This is a genomic window from Sphingomonas sp. (assembly GCF_042091075.1).
Lineage (GTDB): Bacteria > Pseudomonadota > Alphaproteobacteria > Sphingomonadales > Sphingomonadaceae > Sphingomonas.
Genome location: NZ_JBELIE010000016.1, coordinates 11352 through 32550, shown reverse-complemented (window position 1 = coordinate 32550; position 21199 = coordinate 11352). Strand labels below are relative to the sequence as shown.

General features: G+C 66.4%; 18 protein-coding genes. 9 read left to right on the top strand and 9 right to left on the bottom strand.

Going from position 1 to position 21199, the window contains the following annotated elements; translation table 11 throughout:
• Nucleotides 1-350, bottom strand: a 350-nt coding sequence (locus ACFDSW_RS03105) for a hypothetical protein (protein WP_375248811.1), incomplete at its 3' end; no start/stop codon positions are given.
• Nucleotides 351-618: 268 nt separating this feature from the next.
• A complete protein-coding gene (locus ACFDSW_RS03100; protein WP_375248810.1) occupies nucleotides 619-1497 on the bottom strand; it encodes a glycosyltransferase family 8 protein in 879 nt (292 codons plus the stop codon).
• Nucleotides 1498-2005: 508 nt separating this feature from the next.
• Here ACFDSW_RS03100 and ACFDSW_RS03095 point away from each other — a divergent pair.
• The 4 genes from ACFDSW_RS03095 (at nucleotide 2006) to ACFDSW_RS03080 (ending at nucleotide 6134) form a co-directional block, all read left to right on the top strand.
• Entirely contained in the window at nucleotides 2006-2827 is an 822-nt protein-coding gene (locus tag ACFDSW_RS03095) for a glycoside hydrolase family 16 protein (protein ID WP_375248809.1), read from the top strand.
• A 63-nt stretch (nucleotides 2828-2890) separates the two neighbouring features.
• Nucleotides 2891-3994, top strand: a complete 1104-nt coding sequence (locus ACFDSW_RS03090) for a glycosyltransferase family 4 protein (protein ID WP_375248808.1) — start codon at nucleotides 2891-2893, stop codon at nucleotides 3992-3994.
• A 132-nt stretch (nucleotides 3995-4126) separates the two neighbouring features.
• Nucleotides 4127-5257 carry a glycosyltransferase family 4 protein gene (locus ACFDSW_RS03085; RefSeq protein ID WP_375248807.1) on the top strand — a complete coding sequence of 377 codons (1131 nt, stop codon included), beginning with the start codon at nucleotides 4127-4129 and terminating at the stop codon, nucleotides 5255-5257.
• A 4-nt stretch (nucleotides 5258-5261) separates the two neighbouring features.
• Nucleotides 5262-6134 carry a glycosyltransferase family 2 protein gene (locus ACFDSW_RS03080; RefSeq protein WP_375248806.1) on the top strand — a complete coding sequence of 291 codons (873 nt, stop codon included), beginning with the start codon at nucleotides 5262-5264 and terminating at the stop codon, nucleotides 6132-6134.
• A 50-nt stretch (nucleotides 6135-6184) separates the two neighbouring features.
• Here ACFDSW_RS03080 and ACFDSW_RS03075 read toward each other — a convergent pair whose 3' ends face one another.
• Entirely contained in the window at nucleotides 6185-7702 is a 1518-nt protein-coding gene (locus ACFDSW_RS03075; RefSeq protein WP_375248805.1) for a lipopolysaccharide biosynthesis protein, read from the bottom strand.
• Between the two features lie 77 nt (nucleotides 7703-7779).
• Nucleotides 7780-8808 carry a glycosyltransferase family 8 protein gene (locus ACFDSW_RS03070; protein WP_375248804.1) on the bottom strand — a complete coding sequence of 343 codons (1029 nt, stop codon included), beginning with the start codon at nucleotides 8806-8808 and terminating at the stop codon, nucleotides 7780-7782.
• Between the two features lie 303 nt (nucleotides 8809-9111).
• Between ACFDSW_RS03070 and ACFDSW_RS03065 the strand changes: the two genes are divergently transcribed.
• The 3 genes from ACFDSW_RS03065 to ACFDSW_RS03055 all read left to right on the top strand — a co-directional run bounded on the left by ACFDSW_RS03065 (nucleotide 9112) and on the right by ACFDSW_RS03055 (nucleotide 12690).
• Nucleotides 9112-10557 carry a hypothetical protein gene (locus ACFDSW_RS03065; protein ID WP_375248803.1) on the top strand — a complete coding sequence of 482 codons (1446 nt, stop codon included), beginning with the start codon at nucleotides 9112-9114 and terminating at the stop codon, nucleotides 10555-10557.
• A gap of 134 nt (nucleotides 10558-10691) precedes the next feature.
• Nucleotides 10692-11693, top strand: coding sequence for a UDP-glucose 4-epimerase GalE (galE, locus tag ACFDSW_RS03060; RefSeq protein WP_375248802.1), 1002 nt, complete (start codon nucleotides 10692-10694; stop codon nucleotides 11691-11693).
• A 40-nt stretch (nucleotides 11694-11733) separates the two neighbouring features.
• Nucleotides 11734-12690 carry a UDP-glucuronic acid decarboxylase family protein gene (locus ACFDSW_RS03055; protein ID WP_375248801.1) on the top strand — a complete coding sequence of 319 codons (957 nt, stop codon included), beginning with the start codon at nucleotides 11734-11736 and terminating at the stop codon, nucleotides 12688-12690.
• A gap of 10 nt (nucleotides 12691-12700) precedes the next feature.
• On the opposite strand, the gene ACFDSW_RS03050 is transcribed toward ACFDSW_RS03055, so the two are convergent.
• Together ACFDSW_RS03050 and ACFDSW_RS03045 are read right to left on the bottom strand one after the other, a co-directional pair.
• Nucleotides 12701-13639: an acyltransferase gene (locus ACFDSW_RS03050; RefSeq protein WP_375248812.1), complete on the bottom strand. Its 939-nt coding sequence runs from the start codon at nucleotides 13637-13639 to the stop codon at nucleotides 12701-12703.
• A gap of 495 nt (nucleotides 13640-14134) precedes the next feature.
• Nucleotides 14135-16033: an oligosaccharide flippase family protein gene (locus tag ACFDSW_RS03045; RefSeq protein ID WP_375248800.1), complete on the bottom strand. Its 1899-nt coding sequence runs from the start codon at nucleotides 16031-16033 to the stop codon at nucleotides 14135-14137.
• 254 nt (nucleotides 16034-16287) lie between these two features.
• Here ACFDSW_RS03045 and ACFDSW_RS03040 point away from each other — a divergent pair, with 254 nt between their 5' ends.
• Nucleotides 16288-16830 carry a PilZ domain-containing protein gene (locus ACFDSW_RS03040; protein ID WP_375248799.1) on the top strand — a complete coding sequence of 181 codons (543 nt, stop codon included), beginning with the start codon at nucleotides 16288-16290 and terminating at the stop codon, nucleotides 16828-16830.
• Nucleotides 16831-16839: 9 nt separating this feature from the next.
• On the opposite strand, the gene ACFDSW_RS03035 is transcribed toward ACFDSW_RS03040, so the two are convergent.
• Both ACFDSW_RS03035 and ACFDSW_RS03030 read right to left on the bottom strand, forming a co-directional pair.
• The gene (locus ACFDSW_RS03035; protein ID WP_375248798.1) at nucleotides 16840-17982 is read right to left on the bottom strand and encodes a glycosyltransferase; all 1143 of its coding nucleotides are present in this window, start codon (nucleotides 17980-17982) and stop codon (nucleotides 16840-16842) included.
• Between the two features lie 32 nt (nucleotides 17983-18014).
• Nucleotides 18015-19022, bottom strand: a complete 1008-nt coding sequence (locus ACFDSW_RS03030; RefSeq protein WP_375248797.1) for a cell wall hydrolase — start codon at nucleotides 19020-19022, stop codon at nucleotides 18015-18017.
• A gap of 256 nt (nucleotides 19023-19278) precedes the next feature.
• Between ACFDSW_RS03030 and ACFDSW_RS03025 the strand changes: the two genes are divergently transcribed.
• On the top strand, nucleotides 19279-20664 hold the full coding sequence (locus tag ACFDSW_RS03025) for an O-antigen ligase family protein (protein ID WP_375248796.1): 1386 nt from the start codon (nucleotides 19279-19281) through the stop codon (nucleotides 20662-20664).
• On the opposite strand, the gene ACFDSW_RS03020 is transcribed toward ACFDSW_RS03025, so the two are convergent.
• The gene (locus ACFDSW_RS03020) at nucleotides 20560-21195 is read right to left on the bottom strand and encodes a hypothetical protein (RefSeq protein WP_375248795.1); all 636 of its coding nucleotides are present in this window, start codon (nucleotides 21193-21195) and stop codon (nucleotides 20560-20562) included. The two genes, ACFDSW_RS03025 and ACFDSW_RS03020, sit on opposite strands and share 105 nt — an antisense overlap.
• Between the last annotated feature and the right edge of the window lie 4 nt (nucleotides 21196-21199).

Below are 21199 nucleotides of genomic sequence, written 5' to 3'. Positions count from 1 at the left end.
CAGGTCAGTCCCGGCTGAAAGATCGAGAACCCCTCGTCACGACCGATATCGAAGATTGCGCTGATACTGGCGGCATCCGTGTCGATATCGTCGTCGATCAGCGCCACATAATCATATTGCTCGATGAAATCGAGGTTCTGCTGCAACGTCGCTTTCCACCCCTGCACCTTCTTGCCGGGAACATAGATGTGGAAGATACCCGGCTCGACCGGACAGTCGCTCAGCGGCGCGAACGACGCGACCAGCAGGTCGAAGCGCCGCTCGCCCGCGGGCGCGAGCCAGTGGCGATGCAGGCTGTTCGGCCCCGCCCGCGTGATCACCAGGTATCTCGAGGTCGCCGGTCCCAGCATCAACGATCATTCAGTCCGTGTGTCAGATCGAAACGAACGTGGCGCCGCATCGCTGCGCGAGGCGCGGGAATCGTGCGGACCGTCACCGCGATTCGCGTCGCGCAGCGCCCGTCCCTCCCCACTTCTGCGCGCATCGCGACTCTCCCGAACCCATCCATCAAATACCGATCACGCACGGCCCAAGCGGCAATTGTCGTACCCCATCCCCACTCATGAACGACATGCGTTCATCTGTGAATGGACATGGCAGTGATACTGTTCTAATCTGCTACACCACCGTCTTAGATTCCATCTCCGCGATGTGGTTTCTTACATCGCCCGCGCTCCACAACCGGCGCTCGATGAAAGATTTGGCGATCTGTTTGATCTTATAGGCCGCGCGCTTACGGAACACCAACGCATCGCAATATTCCTCGATTTCCGGGAATTCCTTGGCGACGCATAGATATGGTGTCTGCCACGAGCGGCCCCATGGCGCATAGGCGCCCTGCCACGGGCGCGGATTCGACATGAAATGCACGATCGAGGGCGGCGTGATCGCCTCAATGCCATAGCCCAGAATGAAACCAGGGAAGTTCCAGCGCATCGAGGCGAAGTCGCGCCGCCCCGCGGTGACGCGATTGATGATCGTCTGATCCTCGAAATGGAGCGCATTGGTGTCGCTCCCCATCTGCGCCAGGGCCTCGCGTGAGATCGCGGCCCAGCTGTCGCGGCTGACCCGAAACACGCCGCTGTTGACATATTCCTCACCGAACGCGCTGATCTCGGCCTCAAACCCTTCGGCGAGGCGATCGACACGGCGCAGATAGATCATCGGATCGCGCACCGCGCACAAATGGCCATCGAGTGGCCGATATGACAGCAGCGGCGTCAGATCACCGACCACCTGCGTATCGCCGTCGAGATACAGGATCTCGCGATAGTGCGACGGCAGAAGCTGATCGAGGAACAGCCGCGCGTTCATGATGTGCAACCCGCCCAGGCACTCGGGGCTTTCCCAGATGTATCGAATGCCTTTCACGTCGCAGACGTGCCTGATCCGGGCACTTTCCTCTCCCGGAGACCGGGTCAGATCGTACAGGATGATGTCGCAATCGGCCGGCGACAATTGGCGCGCCTGGATCGCGCTGACGAGAGACTGAAACAAATAGCCCTGATTTGCGATATAACAAACGCAGGTCTTGGGCGATACGTGATCGACGGTCACAAAAGTCCCTCTAAAACCCTGCGATGCCAGGGCCGAGCGTGTGTTGACGCCGCGATGGCATGGCCATGATCGCGGCCGCACTTACCCTGAACGTTGTTATGATCATTATCGCTCTGTCGGATCCATCCTCCCCGGCGCCTTCTGGAATAGCTGATGTCGGGCGGGCGCGTAAGTGGCTTGTAGGCGAGCGGTGCGTCAGGTGGAAGAAAAGCGCGCCGAAATGAAACTATACATATATCGGGGCGCGGGCGACCGGGCGGTTGCGGCCATGGCCGTGGCCGGTTCGCCGACCCAGTCCACCACCCCCGTCCGGCAAAGGCTGGTCCGCGCGAGAAGTTAACAAATAATTACCCCCTTCACCGCCGGTTTGTCGTAAGGGCGGGCACAGTCCATGTTTCCCCCCGCGACGAAGCAGGCGATCCCTATGCCCTCCATCTGCCACGCCCTCATGCGCCGCGCCCCGCTGCTGACATCGGCGGTGACGATCACGGTCTGCGGCGCATTGCTCGCGAGTGCGGCCGCCTGCGCGCCCCGCGCCGCCGGCTGCGCCGCGACGATCGACCTGTCGCGCTACGACAAGACGTTCGATGAGCCGTTCGACCGGCTGGATGTCTCGGCACGCGGCCCGGGCACGCGCTGGACCGCGCACACCCCGTGGAACGGCGATTTCGGGGACGCCCCGTTCGTCGATCCCCGGCCGGGTTTTCCCTTCACTGTCGACGGCGGTCTGCTGACCATCCACATGCGTCGCAATGGCGAGGGCAAGTGGGAGGGCGGCCTGCTGTCATCGAGTGATCCCGCCGGACGCGGTTTCCTGCAACGGACCGGCTATTTCGAGATGCGCGCCAGGCTGCCCGAGGGCAACGGCGTTTGGCCCGCCTTCTGGCTGGGATCGATCGGAACGAAGGGGAAGCCGTCGCCGGAAATCGACGTGCTGGAATATTACGGCCGCGATCCCGGCGGCTATATGGTCACCACCCATTTGTGGACCGACGGCAAGAGCGTGTCGCAAGGCCCCCAGCGGGTGGCGGTCCCTTCGGGATCGCTTTCCAGGGCGATGCACCGCTACGGCGTCAGCGTCGAAGCCGATGTCATCAACATCTTTCTCGACGGACGATCGGTCGCCTGCTTTCCGTCGTCACCGGCCTATCTGCAACCAAAGATGCTGTTGCTGAATTTGACCGCGGGGGGCGGCTGGCCGATCGATGGCATGCCCGATGACCGCGCCATGCAGGTGGATTACGTCAGGGCTTTCACGAAATCAAAATAGTCGTCGTGCGACAAGGCATTCTCCGACGACCTTTCCCTCTACTGCTACGCGGGGCGGCGTGCGATGAAAGTACATGTGCATCTGGCCTATGGCCGCGACGAAACGACGTGGGCGAAGGCATATGACGACGGCACGCTGATCGGCATCAACGATCGCGATTCCTACGGTTACCGCCACGCCGCAGCGATGGTGAGCGCGATGACGTTCTCCCGCGATCATCGCGAGGGCCCGGTCGGCAAGTTGATCCGCGGCGGCGCCCGCGCCCTGCTGGGGTTCGACCTGATCCACGCCTGGCGCAATCGCGATGCGATCCTGGCGGCGGACGTCGTCTGGACGCACACCGAGTCCCAGCATCTGGCGATCAGCCAGCTCTTCGCCAATAGCGGGCGAAAGCCCGGCGAGCGGCCCAAGCTGCTCGCGCAGAGCGTGTGGCTGATGGATCACTGGCGCCGCTTTCCCATGGTGCGGCGGGCGTATTTCCGCCGTCTGCTGCGGCGGGCGGACGTGTTGACCTTTCACTCGCGCGAGAATCTGGCGATGGCGCGCCGGCTTTTCCCGCACGCGCGCACCGAACTGGTGCTGTTCGGCATCGCCGCCGACACGATCCATGCCCCGCAGCACCGCGCCAATGACGGCAGCGAACTCATCGTGGCGGTCGGCAATGACGAACATCGCGACTGGCCAACGCTGATCGCCGCGGTCGCGCGCCATCCCGACTGGCGGCTGCGAATCGTATCGACCAAGGCCGCGCCATCGCTGGCCGACGGCGTGCCGAACGTCGAGATCCGCGGCGTCACCAGCAATCGGGATCTGCTCGATCTGTATCGCCGCGCCACCGTCGCGGTGGTGCCGCTCAAACCCAATGCGCATGCGTCGGGGATCACCGCGCTGCAGGAGGCCGCCCTGTCGGGCATCGCGGCGGTGGCCACCGACGTCGGCGGCCTGATCGATTATTTCGACCGCGACCAGATCAGCTACGTGCCGGTCGGCGATATCGACGCGATGGAGCAGGCGATCGGACGATTGCTCGCCGATCCCGACGAGCGTTATCGCCAGGCGATCGCCGCGCAGCGGCGGATGGGGCCCGACGGCTTGAGTTCCCAGGCCTATGCGAGGCGACACGTCGAGCTATCGCGCGCCTTGCTCGGTATCGCCGCCGACGGTTGACCATCGGCCCCGCCACCTTGTTCCGACTGTGCCACGCCGGGAAAAAATGCACCTTCCCCCGCACCGCCGAACAGCTAACCGATCGTTCCGCCCCCGCGATCTTTCCATCGGGGGCAGTGAAAAGGACTCGTTATGCGTTTGCCCGGTCCGGATCGCCTGCTGATAAACGGGCGGTTCCTGTATGCGCGGCCGACCGGCGTTCAGCGCGTCGCCACCGCGCTGCTGCAGCAATTGGGCGAGCGCCAGGATGAGCTGCGCGCGTCGCTGCCGCGCGGCGTGGCCGTGGCGGCACCGTCGGGCGATGTGCCCGCGACGGTGGCGGGCGTGCCCGTCGAGCAATCGGGCCGCCGGGGCGGACAGATCTGGGAGCAGATGGTGCTGCCCAGGGTCGGGCGCGGCGACATCATCCTGTCGCTCGCCAATGTCGGGCCGATGGCGACGCGGCGCGGCATCACGATGATCCATGATGCGCAGGTCTATACCTCCCCCGGCTCCTATTCGCGCGCCTTCGTCACCTGGTATCGCTTCCTGTTGCCGCGCCTGGGCCGGCGCAATCTGCAGATCCTGACCGTCTCGGAATTCTCGAAGCGCGAACTGGTCGGCTTCGGCATCGCGCCGGCGGACCGTATCACGGTGATCCCCAATGGCTGCGACCATATCCTCGCGGTCACGCCCGAGGCCGATGCACCCGCGCGATGGGGCCTGCGGTCGCGCGGCTATGTCGCCGCTCTGTCGACGACGCAGCCGCATAAGAACATCGCCATCCTGCTGCGCGCCTTCCGCGACGGTGCGATGGGTGATCTCCGGCTGGTACTGGTCGGCAAGGCCGGCGCGGAAGAAATGCGCGCCGCCTGCCCCGATCTGCCCGACGACGTGATCTTCACCGGGCCGGTCAGCGACGGCGCGTTGCGCGGCCTGCTGGAGCAGGCGCTGTGCTTCGCGATGCCGTCGACGACCGAGGGCTTTGGCCTGCCGCCGCTGGAGGCGATGCTGCTGGGCACGCCGGCGGTGGTCGCTCCGTGCGGCGCGCTGCCCGAGGTATGCGGCGACGCCGCGTTATACGCCGCGCCGGATCGCGCGGAGGAATGGCAGGCACGGATCGGTGCCTTGCGCGACGATCCCACCCTCTTCGCACGGCTGCGGGCGGAGGGCCGCGAACAGGCTGGACGCTTCACCTGGGCGCGGGCCGGGGGCATGCTGATCGACACCATCAGGCGCTGCGCCCAGCCGGCGAACCGCCTGGAATCCAAGGGAAGTGAGTAAGACGATGAAGGTCGCTGTTATCATTGCCAGCGTGGGGCGGCCGGTCGAACTGGCGCGCTGGGGCGAACATTGCCGTCGTCAGACCGTCACCCCGAGCGAGATCATCTTTTCCACGGCGCAGGAAAGCGACCTGCCCGCCGGCTTCGATGATCCCGACGTGCGCGTGTTGCGCGGGCCGAAGGGGGCGTGTCATCAGCGCAATCTCGGCCTCGCCTCGCTGACGAGCGAGCCCGATCTCGTCGCCTTCTTCGACGACGATTATGTGCCCAGTCGCACCTGTCTGGAAGGTATGGTGCAGGTGTTCGAACGCTATCCCGATCTGGCGGGTGCGTCGGGCCGGCTGCTGGCGGACGGGATCAATACGGCGGGGATCACCTTCGACGTCGCCAGGGAGATGGTCGATGCGTTCGACGCCAGTGGCGAGGATCGCCCGCTGAACCTTCACCCGATCATCGGCACCTATGGCTGCAACATGGCATTCCGCCACTCGATGATTCAGGGGCTGCGTTTCGACGAACGGCTGCCGCTCTACGCATGGCAGGAGGACATCGATTTCTCACGACGGCTGCTCAAGCGCGGGCGCGTGTGCCGCACCGATGCCTTCGTCGGCGTCCACCAGGGGGTAAAGGGCGGACGCACCGGCGGCCAACGGCTGGGCTATTCGCAGATCGCCAATCCGCTCTATCTGATCGGTAAGGGCACGATGCCGGTGCACAAGGCGCTCGCGCTGATGGTGCGTAACGTCGCCTCGAACCATGCCAAGGCGCTCCGACCCGAAGCCTGGGTCGATCGCCGCGGGCGCGTCGCCGGCAACTGGATCGCGGTAAGGGATCTGGTGACAGGCAAACTGAAGCCGGAACGCATCCTCGACCTGTAATCGCCGGGGGGCAAGGGCGGCCCGCCGCCCGCCCCGCCGGCCCGGCCGCGTCAGGCGGCCTGATTGCGCCGTCGACGGGTCAGGCCGCCCACCCGCGTGACGACCATTTGCTCGATCCCGTCGGGCCGCCCGCTGGCGAGCCACAGTGCGGCAAGCGTTACGACATAGACGAACGCGCCGCACAGGACGGTCGTCGCCATCGCGGTGATCGACAGATCCTGGCGGATCGCATCGGGCAGCGACCGGATCACCGCCGCCATCACCAGCGTCGCCACGATCACTCGCCACGGCCCCACCAATTGCCGCACGATGCCCAGCCCGGTCAGTTGGCGGACATATCCCATCGTGACGACCATCAGGATGAGGTTGGTCGCCAGCCGCCCGATCACCGCGCCCGCCATCCCATAGGCGGAGATCAGCGTCAGCAGCAGCGGGATCTTGATCGCGACCTCCACGATACGCTGGCGGAAGAACAGGCTGGTGCGATCCATCGCCATCGCCATCGGATCGAGCGGGGAAACCCAGACGACGAAGATCGGCGCCAGCGCCAGCCATTGCAGCAGCGGCACCGCCGATACCCAATGCGCCCCCAGCACCACCGGCACCGCCTGCGCCGCGACCAGGCTCATCCCGGTCATCGCCGGGGCGGCGATCGTCAGCAGCGTCTGCGAGATGCGCAGATAGGCATTCGCCATCCGATCGCGCGATTCGCGCATCGTCACGAACCCCGCCATCAACGGGCGCATCGCGGGGGCGACCAGCACCTGTTCGGGCACCGACGACAGATCCGCCGCCATCGAGAAATGGCCCAGATCGGCCTTTCCGATCAGCCGGCCGAGGATCAGCTTGTCCGATTGCCAGCTGAGCGCCCCCAGCGCCTGCGCCACGCTGGCCCAGCCGAGGAAGCCAGCGAAGCTGCGCCATCGCCGCAGGCCGATGCGCGGCCGGAACGGGGCGAACAAATAGGATTGTACCATCGCGACGATCGGCGTGGCGACGGTTCCCGCCGCGATCGCCCAATAGGAATGGGTCGTCACGGCCAGCACGGTGGCGAGCGAGAAACCGCATAATTTGCTGACGATCTCGATGATCAGGTCGCGCCGGAAATCGATCCGTCGCGCAAACTGCACCATCGCCGGGCTCTGCAACCCGCGCGTGATCGGCGACAGCGCCAGGAACAGGATCAGCGGCACCAGCCGCGCGTCCTGATAGATCCAGGAAAAGGGGAAAGCGGCGATCGCGAAGACGCTGGCCAGCAGGCCGCCACGGATCAGCCCGATGGTGAACGCTGTATCGAGATGGCTGCGCCCGATCGTATCCAGGCGCACCAGTGACTGGCTGATCGGCAGTTCGGATACCGCCTCGACGATGAAGATCAACGTCATCGCGACCGAGATCAGTCCGAAATCGGCCGGTGACAGCGTCCGCGCCAGTACGACCAGCGTGATGAAGTCGATGCCGCGCGCCATCAGGCGTGACGCCATCAGCCAGGCGACGCTACCCGCCGTCCGGCTGCCGACGCCCGGCTGGTCCGCCTGCCTCGGGGCCGCCCTTGCCTCGTCCGTCATCGCCGTCGTGAAACCCTCATGGACCCCGAACGGGTCGATACCGCGGCCCGGCGGCAAACGGTCGTCGGTGGAACCGCTCAGCCGAGACGCAGAAACGGCGCTTCGCGCAAATAGTGCCGCCACAAATGTCGATGGTAGCGATGTTCCAGCTTCTGCTTCAACACCTTGGCCGCCAGACGCGCGCGCAGCACCGGGGTGGGCCGGGCATATTTCGGATCGACATCCTTGCTGGCGTCGATCTTCAGATAGCGCGCGAAGAACGGATTTTCGCGCAGGAACTCGCTGTACACCTGCCGGAACGATTCTCCCCACGGGCGGCGGGTGGCGTTCCACGGCTTGATCGGCCCGGTGAAGTGGACGATGCTCGGGCGGATCGCGCGCGTTTCATCGGTGGTCCAGAACCAGCTGGAATAATTATAGGCCGGCGACAGCATGCGCACCTTGCCCACCGCGACCGCGTTCAGCGCGCTCTGGTCGTAATGTTTGCACTTCTCCGGGTTCGCGGCGAGGAACTGCAGCGCCTCGGCGGTCAATTGCCGCCATGTCGACCGTTCCGCCACCATCACGCCGGCGTTGAAGTAACTGGCGACCTGGTCGACTCCGATGCTGGCCAGATAGGCCGGTGAATTGGCATATTTGCCGCCATTATCCAGCCGGTCGGCCGCGGCGTAGATGACACCGGGCTCGCACACCATCCCGATCAGGGGCGCGGCCGGGCCGACGACCTGCGTATCGCCGTCGATATAGATGACGGTCCGGTATTGCGCGGGTATCTCGGCATCGATCACCAGCCGACCCAGTGATGACAGCGGACAGTGCAGTTCCGGCAGCCGATCGGTCGAGCCCGTCATGAACTGCCGGCTGTCGAGAAAACGGAAGTTGAAATGCGCGCCGCCGAGCGCCGCGAGAATTTCCGCCTGCTCCCCCTCGGGCACGTCGACAAGGAAGATGATGATGTCGGCGATCGCGGTCACCTCTGGCTGCGCGGCCAGTTGAGAGGCCGAGACCAGCGCCTGCGCGATATAGCCACGATCCGAGACATAGACGACGACGCGATCGATCCCCGGACGATCGCACGGTGGGGTGCCCAGACGAAGCGTGTTCACGCATCAACTCCTGTTTTACGACCTGCCACCTCGGCTCATCGCACCATCGGCACGCCTCGAGCGCCCGAAAGTTCATGGGAGCTCTGCCGCGCAAAGGTCAATATTCCATGATCAACCGCCCCGGCACGACCGTCCCTGAGCGGGATCAGCCCAAGTCGGACGTATCACGACACTCGCGATGCCGTTGGCATATCGGTCAGAAAGTAGCGCGCGATGCCGCGACCGCATAGCGGTGAAGCTCGTCTTGCACTATCGACGCTGTTAACGGCGCGTCGCGAAGGCGTTACCTGCGGAAGGCTTGTCATGATCGTTCTGGGCATCTTCTGGTTGCTGTTCCTCGCCGCTGCGGTGACCGACATCCGCTGGACGCTGATGCTGTTCTTCGCCAGCCTGGCGTTCGGCTCGCTGGCGATCGTCCCGCCCAATCTCACCGGCGGCACCACTTTCCTGCCGGTGACCGCCTGTTCCGCGTTGCTGTGCCTCAAATCGTTCATCGCGTGCCGCCGGCCGCATCTGCTGATCGACGGCTTGCTCGACTATAACAAGCTGGGGCTGCTGACCGCGTTCATCGCTTATGCCGTGGTCGTCACCTATACCGCGCCGTTCCTGTTCGGCGGGGCACCGATCATGGGGCTCAACACCGGCTTGCGCACCGGGCTGGGATTCGGATCGGGCAATATCACGCAGCCGCTGTACCTGCTGGCGTCCTTCGCGGTGACGATCTCCATCTATCAGTTGCTGTTGCAGACCCGGACGCGAATGATGGTGTACCGGGCGATCTTCTTCGGCGGGGTGGTCGCGATCATCGCCGGCATCGCCGATATGGCGACCGCGGGGACCGGGCTGCTTTCCTCGCTGCGCACCGCCACCTATGTCATCATGGACAGCGACGCGGTCGGCGGCATGCGGCGCGTCGTCGGGTTCAATACCGAGGCGTCGGCCTATGGCGCGCTGGTGCTGTCATTCGCATCGATGATCTATTTCATGCGCATGGGCGATGCGCTCGGCGGGATCTACGCCAGGCTGCAGATGCCGCTGGCGCTGCTGCTGGTGGCGTTCACCGTCCTGTCCACCTCTTCGGCGGCATTCGTCGGCCTGGGCGTCTTCGGCGTGCTGGCGGTGGGGTCGAACGTGCTGGCGCTGCGCAACCCCGCGGACGAGAAACGCGCGTTGACGCATCTGCTGGTGATCGGCGGCGGCCTGCTGCTGGCGATCGCGGTGATGATCATCAAGACCGACATCTGGAACGCCATCTTCGAACAGTTCAACAGCCTCGTCCTGAAGAAGACATCGTCCGATTCCTATTCGGAGCGCAGCACCTGGAACCGCGTCAGCCTGGAAGGGCTCACCGCGACCGGGGGATATGGTGTCGGCGTCGGATCCACCCGCGCGTCGAGCTGGCCGGTCGCGGTGTTGAGCAGCACCGGCATCATCGGCGGTCTTCTGATGATCGCGTTCCTGATACGCAGCATGACCAACAACCTGTCCGGCGCCAGCAACGAAATCCGCCGCGTCGTCACCGGCGCGCGTTATGCGATCCTGGTATGTATCGTGCCGGGCGCGCTGGCAGGGACGTTGGTGGATTTCGGCGGTTTCAACGCCACGTTGTTCGCGATCGTCGCCGCCCTGCCCGGATTGATCCCGGTGGCGACGCGGCGGATACGGCGCACGATGCATCGTCCCGCCGCACATCGTCCCGCCGCCGCCGGCCCGGTGGCGCAGCGGGTCCCTGCCGCCCGCAGCCGTTGATGGGGCCGGCCATCGGGGCCGGCCATCGGGGATTGTAACGAATATCCGGTCTCATCCGGCGTTGATCCGACAATCAGGGCGGAAATTAAAAAAGTGCCGTTGCCGACCAGCTTCACGCGACTAGGGTTCGGCGCATGGCCATCAAGATTCTTGTCACCGGGGGTGCCGGCTATATCGGCAGCCACGCCTGCAAGGCGCTGGCGGCGGATGGCTTCACGCCCGTCACCTTCGACAATCTCGCACTCGGCAAGGCGGAGCGCGTCCGCTGGGGCCCGCTGGTCGAAGGCGACGTGCGCGACGCCGGGGCGGTATCCGACGCGCTGCGCACCCATGGCGCCCGCGCGGTGATGCATTTCGCCGCCGACGCCTATGTCGGCGAATCGGTCATCGACCCGGCGAAATATTACGAGAACAACGTCGTCGGCATGACCGGGTTATTGGCGGGCATGCGCGCCGCCGGCTGCGGCGCGATCGTCTTCTCCAGCACCTGCGCGGTCTATGGCAGCCCGGCGACGCTGCCGATCACCGAGCGCACGCCCCCCGCCCCGGTCAATCCCTATGGCCGCACCAAACTGATCTGTGAGGGCATGCTCGCGGATTATGCCGCCGCTTATGGCATCGACTATATCGCGCTGCGCTATTTCAACGCCAGCGGCGCCGATGCCGATGGCGAGCTGGGCGAGGATCGTGAGGAAGAGCCGCACCTTATCCCACGCGCGATGATGCATCTGCTCGGGCGGCTACCCGATTTCCAGGTATTCGGCAGCGACTTTCCGACACCCGACGGCACCGCGATCCGTGATTACATCCATGTCGACGATCTGGCGCGCGCGCATGTCATCGCGCTGCACCGCCTGCTCGACGGGCCCCCGGCGGCACGACGCATCTTCAATCTCGGTTCGGGGCGCGGCTATTCGGTCGCGGAGGTGCTGGCGGAGATCGCGCGCGTATCGGGCCGGCCGCTCGCCGCGCCGCGCGGCCCGCGGCGACCGGGCGATCCGCCGCAGCTCATCGCGGATGTCGCCGCCGCTCGCGACGAACTCGGCTTCACCGCAACCGCATCCGATCTGCGGCACATCATCGCCTCGGCATGGCGATGGCATCTCAAAACGCACGGCCAGACGGCTCCCGCCTGACCGGCCGGCATCGCAACGCTCACCATCTTCGGGGACTGTCATGCATCTTGAAAAGCGGATCCTGATCACCGGCGGCGCCGGCTTCCTCGGATCGCACCTGTGCGACATGATGCTGGAGCGCGGCCATCGCGTGCTGTGCGTCGACAACTTCTTCACCGGCACGCAACAGAACGTCGATCATCTGCGGGACAATCCCCGCTTCGAGCTGATGCGCCACGACATCACCTTCCCGCTCTATGTCGAGGTGGACGAGATCTACAATCTCGCCTGCCCCGCCAGCCCGATCCACTATCAGCGCGATCCGGTACAGACGACCAAGGTCAGCGTGCTGGGTGCGATCAACGTCCTCGGCCTGGCGAAGCGTACCAAGGCGAAGGTGTTCCAGGCGTCGACGTCGGAAGTCTATGGCGACCCCAGCGTCCACCCGCAGACCGAGGATTATTGGGGCAACGTCAACCCGATCGGCGTCCGTTCCTGCTATGACGAGGGGAAGCGCTGCGCGGAAACGTTGTTCTTCGACTATCGCCGGCAACACCATCTTTCGATCAAGGTGGCGCGCATCTTCAACACCTACGGGCCGCGGATGCACCCGAACGACGGGCGCGTGGTATCGAGCTTCATCGTGCAGGCGCTGCGCGGCGAGGACATCACGATGTACGGCACCGGCCAGCAGACCCGATCCTTCTGCTTCGTCAGCGATCTGCTGGACGGCTTCGTGCGGCTGATGGATTCGCCGGACGACGTCATCGGGCCGATCAACATCGGCAATCCATCCGAATTCACGATGATTGAACTGGCCGACCTGGTGATCGAACTCACCGGCTCCCGCTCGAAGGTGCGCCATCTGCCGCTTCCGCAGGACGATCCGCGGCAGCGCAAGCCGGATATCACCAAGGCGCGGGACCTGCTGGGCTGGGAACCGCGGATCGCCTTGCGCGAGGGATTGCAGCGCACCATCGCCTATTTCGACCGGCAGCTTACGGCGGCCGGCACGTAACGGCCGGTTGCTAGCGGATCAGTCGCCGCGTCAGCGGCACGCGATCGAGGATCAGCACGCAGAGCACCGACGCCAGCACCGCCAGCACGGCATTGACCAGGCATTGCGCAAGACTGGTCATGCCGAAGGCGCGGCCGCACAGATCCAGAAAGAACAGATGGACGACGTACAGCCCCAGGCTGAGTTCGGCGAGCGACGCCAGTAATTTCGGCAGCCGCACCGTTGGCGGGATCGATAGCGCCAGCAGGAACACCGCCACGCCGAAACCGATGGTCATCAGCGTATCATCGACATAGCGGCCCGTTTCCAGCAGACCGGACGCGACCAGCGCCTGCACCTCCAGCCATTGCAGCGCCCCCGTCACGGCGACGAGCAGCAATGCGACGGACCAGTGCAGCCGCACCGCGTGCGTGCGCAGCCACGCGCCCGCCAGGATGAACATGAAGCCGAAGAAGGGCCCGTTGCGCGTATTGAACGGCGGGCGCGGCAGATCGAACAACAAGCGATACGGTCCGAACGCCAGCGCGAAGGCATAGAAGACGATCGCCACGACGAGCACCGCGCGCCAGCCCAGCGCATGCCGCAACATGACGAACAGCAATCCCGCGACACCCAGCGCCGGCAGGAACCACAGATGCTGGCCGTCCAGTCCGGTCAGCAAGAGCCGCGCGATCATCGCCGGCGATGCCAGCCCCGCCAGCGTACCCCGGAAATAAAGGACATAGGCGAGCGCCCAGAAGATGAACGGCGGCATCAGCCGCCCCAACAGCCGCACGCCGGTCTGCGTCGATGAGCGCGGGCTGAGCAGGAATCCGAACGCGATGAAGAAATAGGGCACGGCAAAGCGCGACAGGATCGCGATCGCATCGGCCACTTGCGGATGATCGGTGACCGTTTTCGACACCGCGTGGATCAGCACGACCGCGACGAACGACACCAGTCGCATCAGGTCGATCCCCGCGAGGCGGTGCGCCTTTATCTCGCCCGATGGCGCATAGATGACCGTCGGTGCCGTAATGTCGAATGTCTCCCACGAACGACAGCAGGGGCCATACCCCGCTGAACGCCCCGAGCATGAGGGTTAACGCGCAAGCATCAAGGATTCGTTACGGTTGCCGAATCATCCGCATGAACACCGCACCGAACGGCAGACGCGGCCATGATAACGCGGTCAATCGCGATAGTAATTCCGATATGCCCGCCGGCGCCGGCGGGCCGCGCGACGGTTCATCAGCAAGACCAGCAAGATCAGCCCGACTACCGCTCCGGCGCCGATGAGAAGGGGTGCAGACAGGCTCACGATTTCTCACGGGCTCCTTCGTGAACGCGCCATCGATCTAACAATGATGCGCCGCGATATGCAATGTTGAATCGGGCGAAAGACCGTCCGGCTTTGGGAAGTATCCAGGCATTTCGTACTATTGCTACGTCCATCACGGCACGATCATCCATCGTGTCCGCGATGCGCGCCGGTGGCGGGGGCGTCGCCGCAATCGGCGCAGCGGCCGGCGATCTCCACCGCCCCCGGCGCGAGCCGGAAACCCTGCGCCCGGGCCGCGAGCGCGATGACGTTGGCCGCGGCGCGACCGGCGATCGGCAGCAAGCGGCCGCACGAAGCGCAACGGAACGCTACCGGTGCCGGCGCCGCGCGGATCGCCGCGTCGCCGCCACCCGCCGGATGCGCCAGATTGGCCTGCGCCAGGATATCGAGGATGCGATAGACGCTCGACGCCGCCGGGTCACCGCCGCTCTTCACCGATGCCGCTGCCAGCGCGAGTGCCTGATCACGCGAATCGGTCGGCGGCGCGTCCGCCGCGACGCCGTCGCCACCACGCCGCAGGACGACGCGACGGACGATGCCGATCACCATCGATTCGCCCCCCACCGGGCAGTCCGCCGCGCGCCATAGCAACAGCACCGTGCCGACGAACGCCAGCGCCCCCGCCGCCGCGATACCCGCCGAAGCGATCGCCAGCCACCATGCCGGCAGGGTCGCCGGCAGATAATCGAGCGCGGGCAGGATCGTCGCCGTCATCACGATACAGCCCGCCGCCGGGCGAAACATCGCATGTGCCTGCGCGCGCAGCGACACGCCGATCGCGGAGCGCGCCGCCGCGATCGCCATCGCCGCCAGCAACACCGCCGCCAGCCCGCGCGCGGCGACGATACCGGGGATCATGAAATACCAGGCGCCGGCGATCACCAGCGGCACCTTGACGAGGAAATCGGCCAGTTGGCGCGTGAACACCATCGACGAGCGCCGCAGCGCCAGCGCGAGCGCGTTGAGCGGGGTCCACACCAGCCCCGGCACGCCGACCAGCGCCAGCCCCCGCAGGATCGGTGCGGCGCTGCTCCACTTCGGGCCCAGCGCCAGCGCGACGACCTCATCCGCCATCAGCGCGGTGCCGACCAGCACCGGAAAACCCAGCAACGCGATCGACGCGAGCGTCTTCAGATACGCCTGCCGCAGCCGTTCGGGATCCTCGCGCACCGCCACCAGCCCGGCCGACAGCGGCCCGAGAATCGGGGCAAGCAGCACCTGCCCGGGGATCGCGGCAAGATTATCCGCCATGGTGAACCGCCCCAGTACCGGCGCCGAGGCGAGCCGGCCGAGCACCAATCGATCGATTTGCCAAGCGAAAGCGGAAAAGAGCTGCGCCCCACTGAGCCAGCCGAGAAAGTTGCGGAACAGGCGCCAGTCATGAAGTGACAGGCGCGGCAGATAGGGGGCCAGGACGAAGGACAGCAGCGCGCTGGTCATCGGCGAAACGATCGTGCCGAGCGCCAGCGCCCAATAGCTGCCGGTCAGCATCGCGACCGCCGCGGACACCACCAGCGACATCACCTTGCCGAGCAATTCCGCAGCGACCGTGCGGCGGAAATCCAGATCGCGGTTGTACAAGGCCAGCCGCGGATTGCTGATCCCGCGGCACGCCGGCGCGAGCGTCAGCGCCAGGATCAGCGGCAGCAGCCGCATATCGCCGTAGATCGTCGCGAACGGCCATGCCATCGCACCGATCACGATCGCCAGCACCAGCCCGCGCAACAGGCTGAGCGTGAAAGCGGTGTCCATCATCGTGCGCGACACGTCGCGCTCGACCAGCAACACCTGCGATACGGGCAATTCCAGTACCGCCTCGACGATGAAGATCAGGCTCATCGCGATGCTGATCAGGCCGAAGTCGGAAGGTTGCAGCAATCGGGCCAGTACCAGCAGCGCGATCAGGTCGATCACGCGCGACAGCAATCGGCCACCCACCGCCAGGATCGAGGCGATCGCGGTGCGATGCGAGGCGGTGGCGGCCGATGCCGCGACCGGCGCGGGCAAGGCCGCCACGGTCACGCGCTCACCGGGGCGATGGGCTCGAGACAGGTGGCAGGATCATGACGCAAGGGCAATGTCACCTGTTCCGACGTGGATCATGGGGCGTTCGGGGAGATGCGATGCGGACACCGGGCCGATGCCAGCGCAGGGTGCGCCGATTCCGCCTCTGCATCGGTGACTACAGCCGCCGGCCGATGCTGTCATCCGGATTGTACCGAAGCGGCGCCAACTCTCGACGAGTTCCACGATCCGCGCGGCAGGAAGTTAACGACATGTTGACGCCCTCCCCCTTACGTTGGCCATGGGACGATCTGGGGGACGACATGGCGATACCGGCACGGATCATCAGCGAGGGGGTGGCACCCGATGGCGCGCGCCGCGCCGCCGCGCGATTCCCCGTCGATCTCGACGCGACGCTGCGTGCGCCACCCGGCCAGCCACATGACGCACTGATCGAGGAATTGTCGCGGACCGGCTGCCTGGTGACGAGCAGCCATCCACTGACCATCGGCGAGCGACTGTCGATCGGGTTCGCCGGGATCGGCTTGCAGCCGGCCGAGGTGGTGCGACAGCAGGACACGCGGTTCGGCTGCGCGTTCGTGACGCCACTGACCGACGATATGCTTGATCGTGCGCGTCGGTCGGCGGGCACCGCCCCCACCACGCTGCCGGTCACGCCGCTGCCATCGCCCACGACCGAAAGCCCGGAGCCGGTCGTCGAGCGGTTTTCGCCGTTCACGCGCATCCTGATCGCTGTCGGCGGCGCCACGCTGGCATGGGGGGTGGTCGCCGCCGCCGTGATCGCGCTGGGCTGATCGGCGCGATCAGCCCGCCACCTGCCGTTCGGCGCGATCCACCTCCGCCGCGAACTCCCGCAGGAAGCGGGCCCGCTCGAACCGGCGGGCATTGGCGATCGCCGCGGCCGGGTCGAACGACGGCAACCACGCATCGAACCGCTCCATCGCCGCGATCAGCGACTCCGCCGTCTGTTCGTGGAAATGGATGCCGGTGACGCCGTCGATCACCGTCTCCGTGCCGCCGCCACGTCCGAACACCACCACCGGCCGGCCCGCCGCCTGCGACTCGACCGGGATGATGCCGAAATCCTCCTCCGCGGTGAAGATCAGCGCACGCGCACGGGCATAAGTGGCGCGCAGTTCGTCGAACTTCATTCGCGTGGTGAAGCGCACGTTCGGCCCGGCACGTGCCTTCAGCGTCTCCAGCATCGCGCCATCGCCGATCACGTGCAGCTTGCGTCCACTGCGGGTGAAGGCGTCGACCGCGATATCCGGCCGCTTGTAAGGGACCAGCTGGCTGATCCAGACGCATTCGTCGCTGACGTCGTCGCTCGGCGTGAACAGGTCGACGTCGATCGGCGGATAGACGACGCTGGCCTCGCGCCCCCAGAATTTGCGGATCCGCCGCCGCACGAAATGGCTGTTGGCGATGATCGCATCGGGGCGCGACGCGCTCATCCGGTCCCATGCCCGCATCCGTGGCGATACCGCGCGCAGGAACAATCCCGCGATACGGCCGCTCGCGGCGCGATAGGCGTGATACTGATCCCAAATATAGCGCATCGGCGAATGGCAATAGGTGACATGCACCGCGTCGGGGCGCGTGATGACCCCCTTGGCCGGCCCCGCCTCGCAGCTGATGACCAGATCGTAGGCGCTGAGATCCAGCGCCTCCAGCGCGGCGGGCATCAGCGGCAGATATTTCTGATACTGCGTCTTCGCCATCGGCAGCTTGGCGATGAACGTGGTGAAGATGCGATGCTGGCGCAGCGTCTGCGACAGGGCGTTTTCGTCGACGACATGGGTGTAGATGTCGGCGTCGGGATACAGTTCGCAGATCCGCTCCAGCACGCGTTCACCGCCGCGCATCGTGACCAGCCAGTAGTGAATGATCGCGACCTTGCGCGGGCGCGCGATCGAAGGCTCGGCGGCGGGGATCGGATCGGTCATCAGGTCGGTCCTGTCGGAGAACGATGTCACTGTCATTGCGCAAGCGGCAGTTGCGGGCGCGATCGGCGCCGCGTCGGGAAGAAATTGGTTGGTGAGGGCGCCGGGGCCGGGGTCGCATTGGGAGGCGGGCTTCCGGCGTTGGCGGCGGGGTTACCACCCGGCGCATCGCCCGGCGACGCGCCACCCGTTGACGGCGCCGCCGGCGGCGCGGCGAGCGTCACCGGATCGCCCGTGCCGACGCCACCGCCGGCGAGAAGCGAGGGATCCACCGTCAGATCGACCGCATCGGTCGCCGCCGCGTCGGGTGGCGGAGGGTTGGCGGCCACCGCGTCGCGGAAGACGCTATAGTCGTAGAACCGGCCCGGCAGACGATAGAACACATGGTGCCCGATCACCCCCGTCTTCAGCAGCTCCGGCGCCCATTTCGGAAAGACGTATAGCGTGTGATAATGCGTCGCCTGCCCCGCCGCGACCGATGTCCACCCCTGCAACGCGGCGGTCGCCACGCCCATGGCGGTCGCCCAACGGGCCGCATTGGGAGTGCGCGACAACGATCCGTCGCACGTGAAGCTGAACTGGCATCCGGTCGGCCGTTCGGATCCCTGGAACACCACATCGCACACCGTTTTGGGATAACGCGGGTGGCGCAGGCGGTTCAGCACCACCTGCGCGACGGCACGCTGCCCGACGAGCGGCTCGCCATTCGCCTCGTAATAGACGGCCTGCGCCAGGCAGACGGTCGATTTCGGCAGATCGCCGCCCAGCCACGAGGCGACGAAGGGCGGCGCCAGCGGATTGGCCACGCGACTGATCGGCAGCGCCATGTTGCGGGCCAGCGCATCCTCCGCCGACAGTTTCAGGATGTCGCTCGGCACTAGCGTCTCGAGCGGCAGGTCGTCGATCGACAGCTCCGCTGTCGCCGGTCGCGCCCGCGCCGGCCCAAAGGGAATCTTGTCGAGGAAGCCGCGATCGTCGTCCATCGTCAGCAGCGCGATCAGCAGGCCCGCGACGATCACCACCGCCGCCAGGCCCCAGATCATCGACCGGTGAGAGTGGGATAACGGCACAAGGGTCCTTTGACGAGGTCGAAGGCGGTGTCGCCCGCCATAGGCGCGAAGGCCGGTCGTTGTCTGCGCCGGATCGAGGGAGAGCCGGACGCATCGTGTGTTTTCAGGACATTTGCAAGCTGGCGGTCCGCGACCGATCGGCTATCGCTGTCCCCCGCCCCTTTTCTTTCCGGCCCGCGTCGGCGGCGCCGGCCTGTCGTGAGCAGCGCATATGGACGCTTTCGGTTCCGTGAAGACCGCGCATCCCGCCAATGACGGCGCACGCCATGCCGAGGGACAACCACTCGCCCGCCCCGGATGGGCGGAAGCGGTGCTGACATTGCTGCTGTACCTGCAACTGGCGGCGGGCGGCGCCAATGATGGCCCGGGCAGCGCGCTGGCGGCGATCGCGCAGGCGGGCGCGGTGATCGCGATCCTGCTGACGGTGCCGCCGACGTCGCGATTCTGGCACCATGCGCGCGTCCCGCTATATCTGCTGGCGGGGGCGCTGGTCTGGGCGGCGATCCCGGCGCTGCTGCCGGCATCGTTGCGCGACACGCTGGGCATGGCCGAGCGCCCCGCTCCCGATCTGTTCGTGCTGGAATGGAGCAAGGCGGCCGCCGCCGCGCTGACGCTGACCATCGCCGCGTTGCTGGGCTATCGCGCGGGAACGGCGCGGGCGCTGGTACAATGGATCGCCGCCGCCGGGGTGATCTACCTCGGTTATGCCGCGATCGATGCGATCGACTGGCTCGCCGACAGCCAGCATGGCACCCGCTACGCCGGCACCATCGGCAACACCAATGCGGCTGGCATCGTCTTCGCGGCGATCGCCCTGCTGGGGGGCGGAGTGGCGCTCGCCCCCGAAGAGACCCCGCGCTGGCAACGCATCGGCGCGCTGGCCGCGACCGGGGTCGCGCTGATCCTGTGCGCGATGACCGGCAGTCGCAGCGCGATCCTGCTGGCGGTGCTGCTGGGTGTCGTGATGCTGGCGCTGCGCCGGCGCGAGGTGGCGGATCGGCACCTGACATGGCGCCGGATGCTGCCCGGCACGCTGTTGCTGGTCGCGTTGATGATCGCGGCGGCGATGCTCACTCCGGTGGCCAACCGATCCGGGTATCTTCCTGAGGACGCGGCCTCGCGCGGGGCGATCATCGCGCATTACGCGGCGATATCCGCCGAAGCGCCGATATGGGGATTCGGCGCAGGCAGCTTCTTCGCGGTCAATTTGCACACGCTGACCAGCGGGACGGCGCCGCTCTACTGGAATTTCGGCGCCGCGCACAACGCGCCGTTGCAGGCTGCGATCGAGATCGGCTGGCCGGGGCTGTTGCTGAACCTGGGCGCGATCGGCGCGATCCTGTTCGCGATCGCCCGGGCGCGGCGCGACTGGTGGAGCACCGTCGCGCTCTGCGCGATCGGCGCTATCGCGGGCAGCGCGATGATCGACATCGCGCTCAACGTACCCGCGATCGTGGCGCTGACCTGTCTTCTGCTCGGCGGGGCCTGGGGGGCGGCGTTGCGGAGCGGATCACGCGCGCGGCGGCGGCAGGCGCAACGCCATCCGCACCGCGACGGGCGAGTCCGCCGCGATCGCGAGCAGGCGGTCACGGAAGCGGCCGTCGAGCCCCGCTAGCCATACCGCCTCCTCTACCGCGGCATCGCGTGTCGCGGGGGGCAGGTCGTTCCAATATTGCGCGGCATAGGCCACCCGCCAGAAGCCCTCCGCGGTCAGGAACGGCGCCGCGGCATAGCTGGCGATATAGTCCGCGCGACCGCCCGGGGTGAGCCGCCCATGCCGTGCCAGCGCATATTGGCTGCGCAGCACCAGGTTCGCCGCGGCACCCGGCCGCGCCGCCTGGGCGCGTTCGATCAATTGGTACGCGCGTGCCAGCGCGAAGCGATCGGGCCCCGCCGGCGTCGCGCTGCCGGCGCGCTGCAACCATAAGGCGGCCAGCCCGGCCGCCGCGCGCGGTGGGACCGCCGCGACCGACCCGGTGGCGCTGTCGCGCAGCAATGCCTGTCGGGGGGCATCATCGGGGGAGGCCAGCGCCTGCGCGACCGCCGTCACCTGCCGCTCACGATCGAACGCCACAACGGCCGACACGATCGTGACCGCCGCCAGGATCAGGCACGCCAGGCGGAGTGCCGGACGCGGCGACAGCATCACG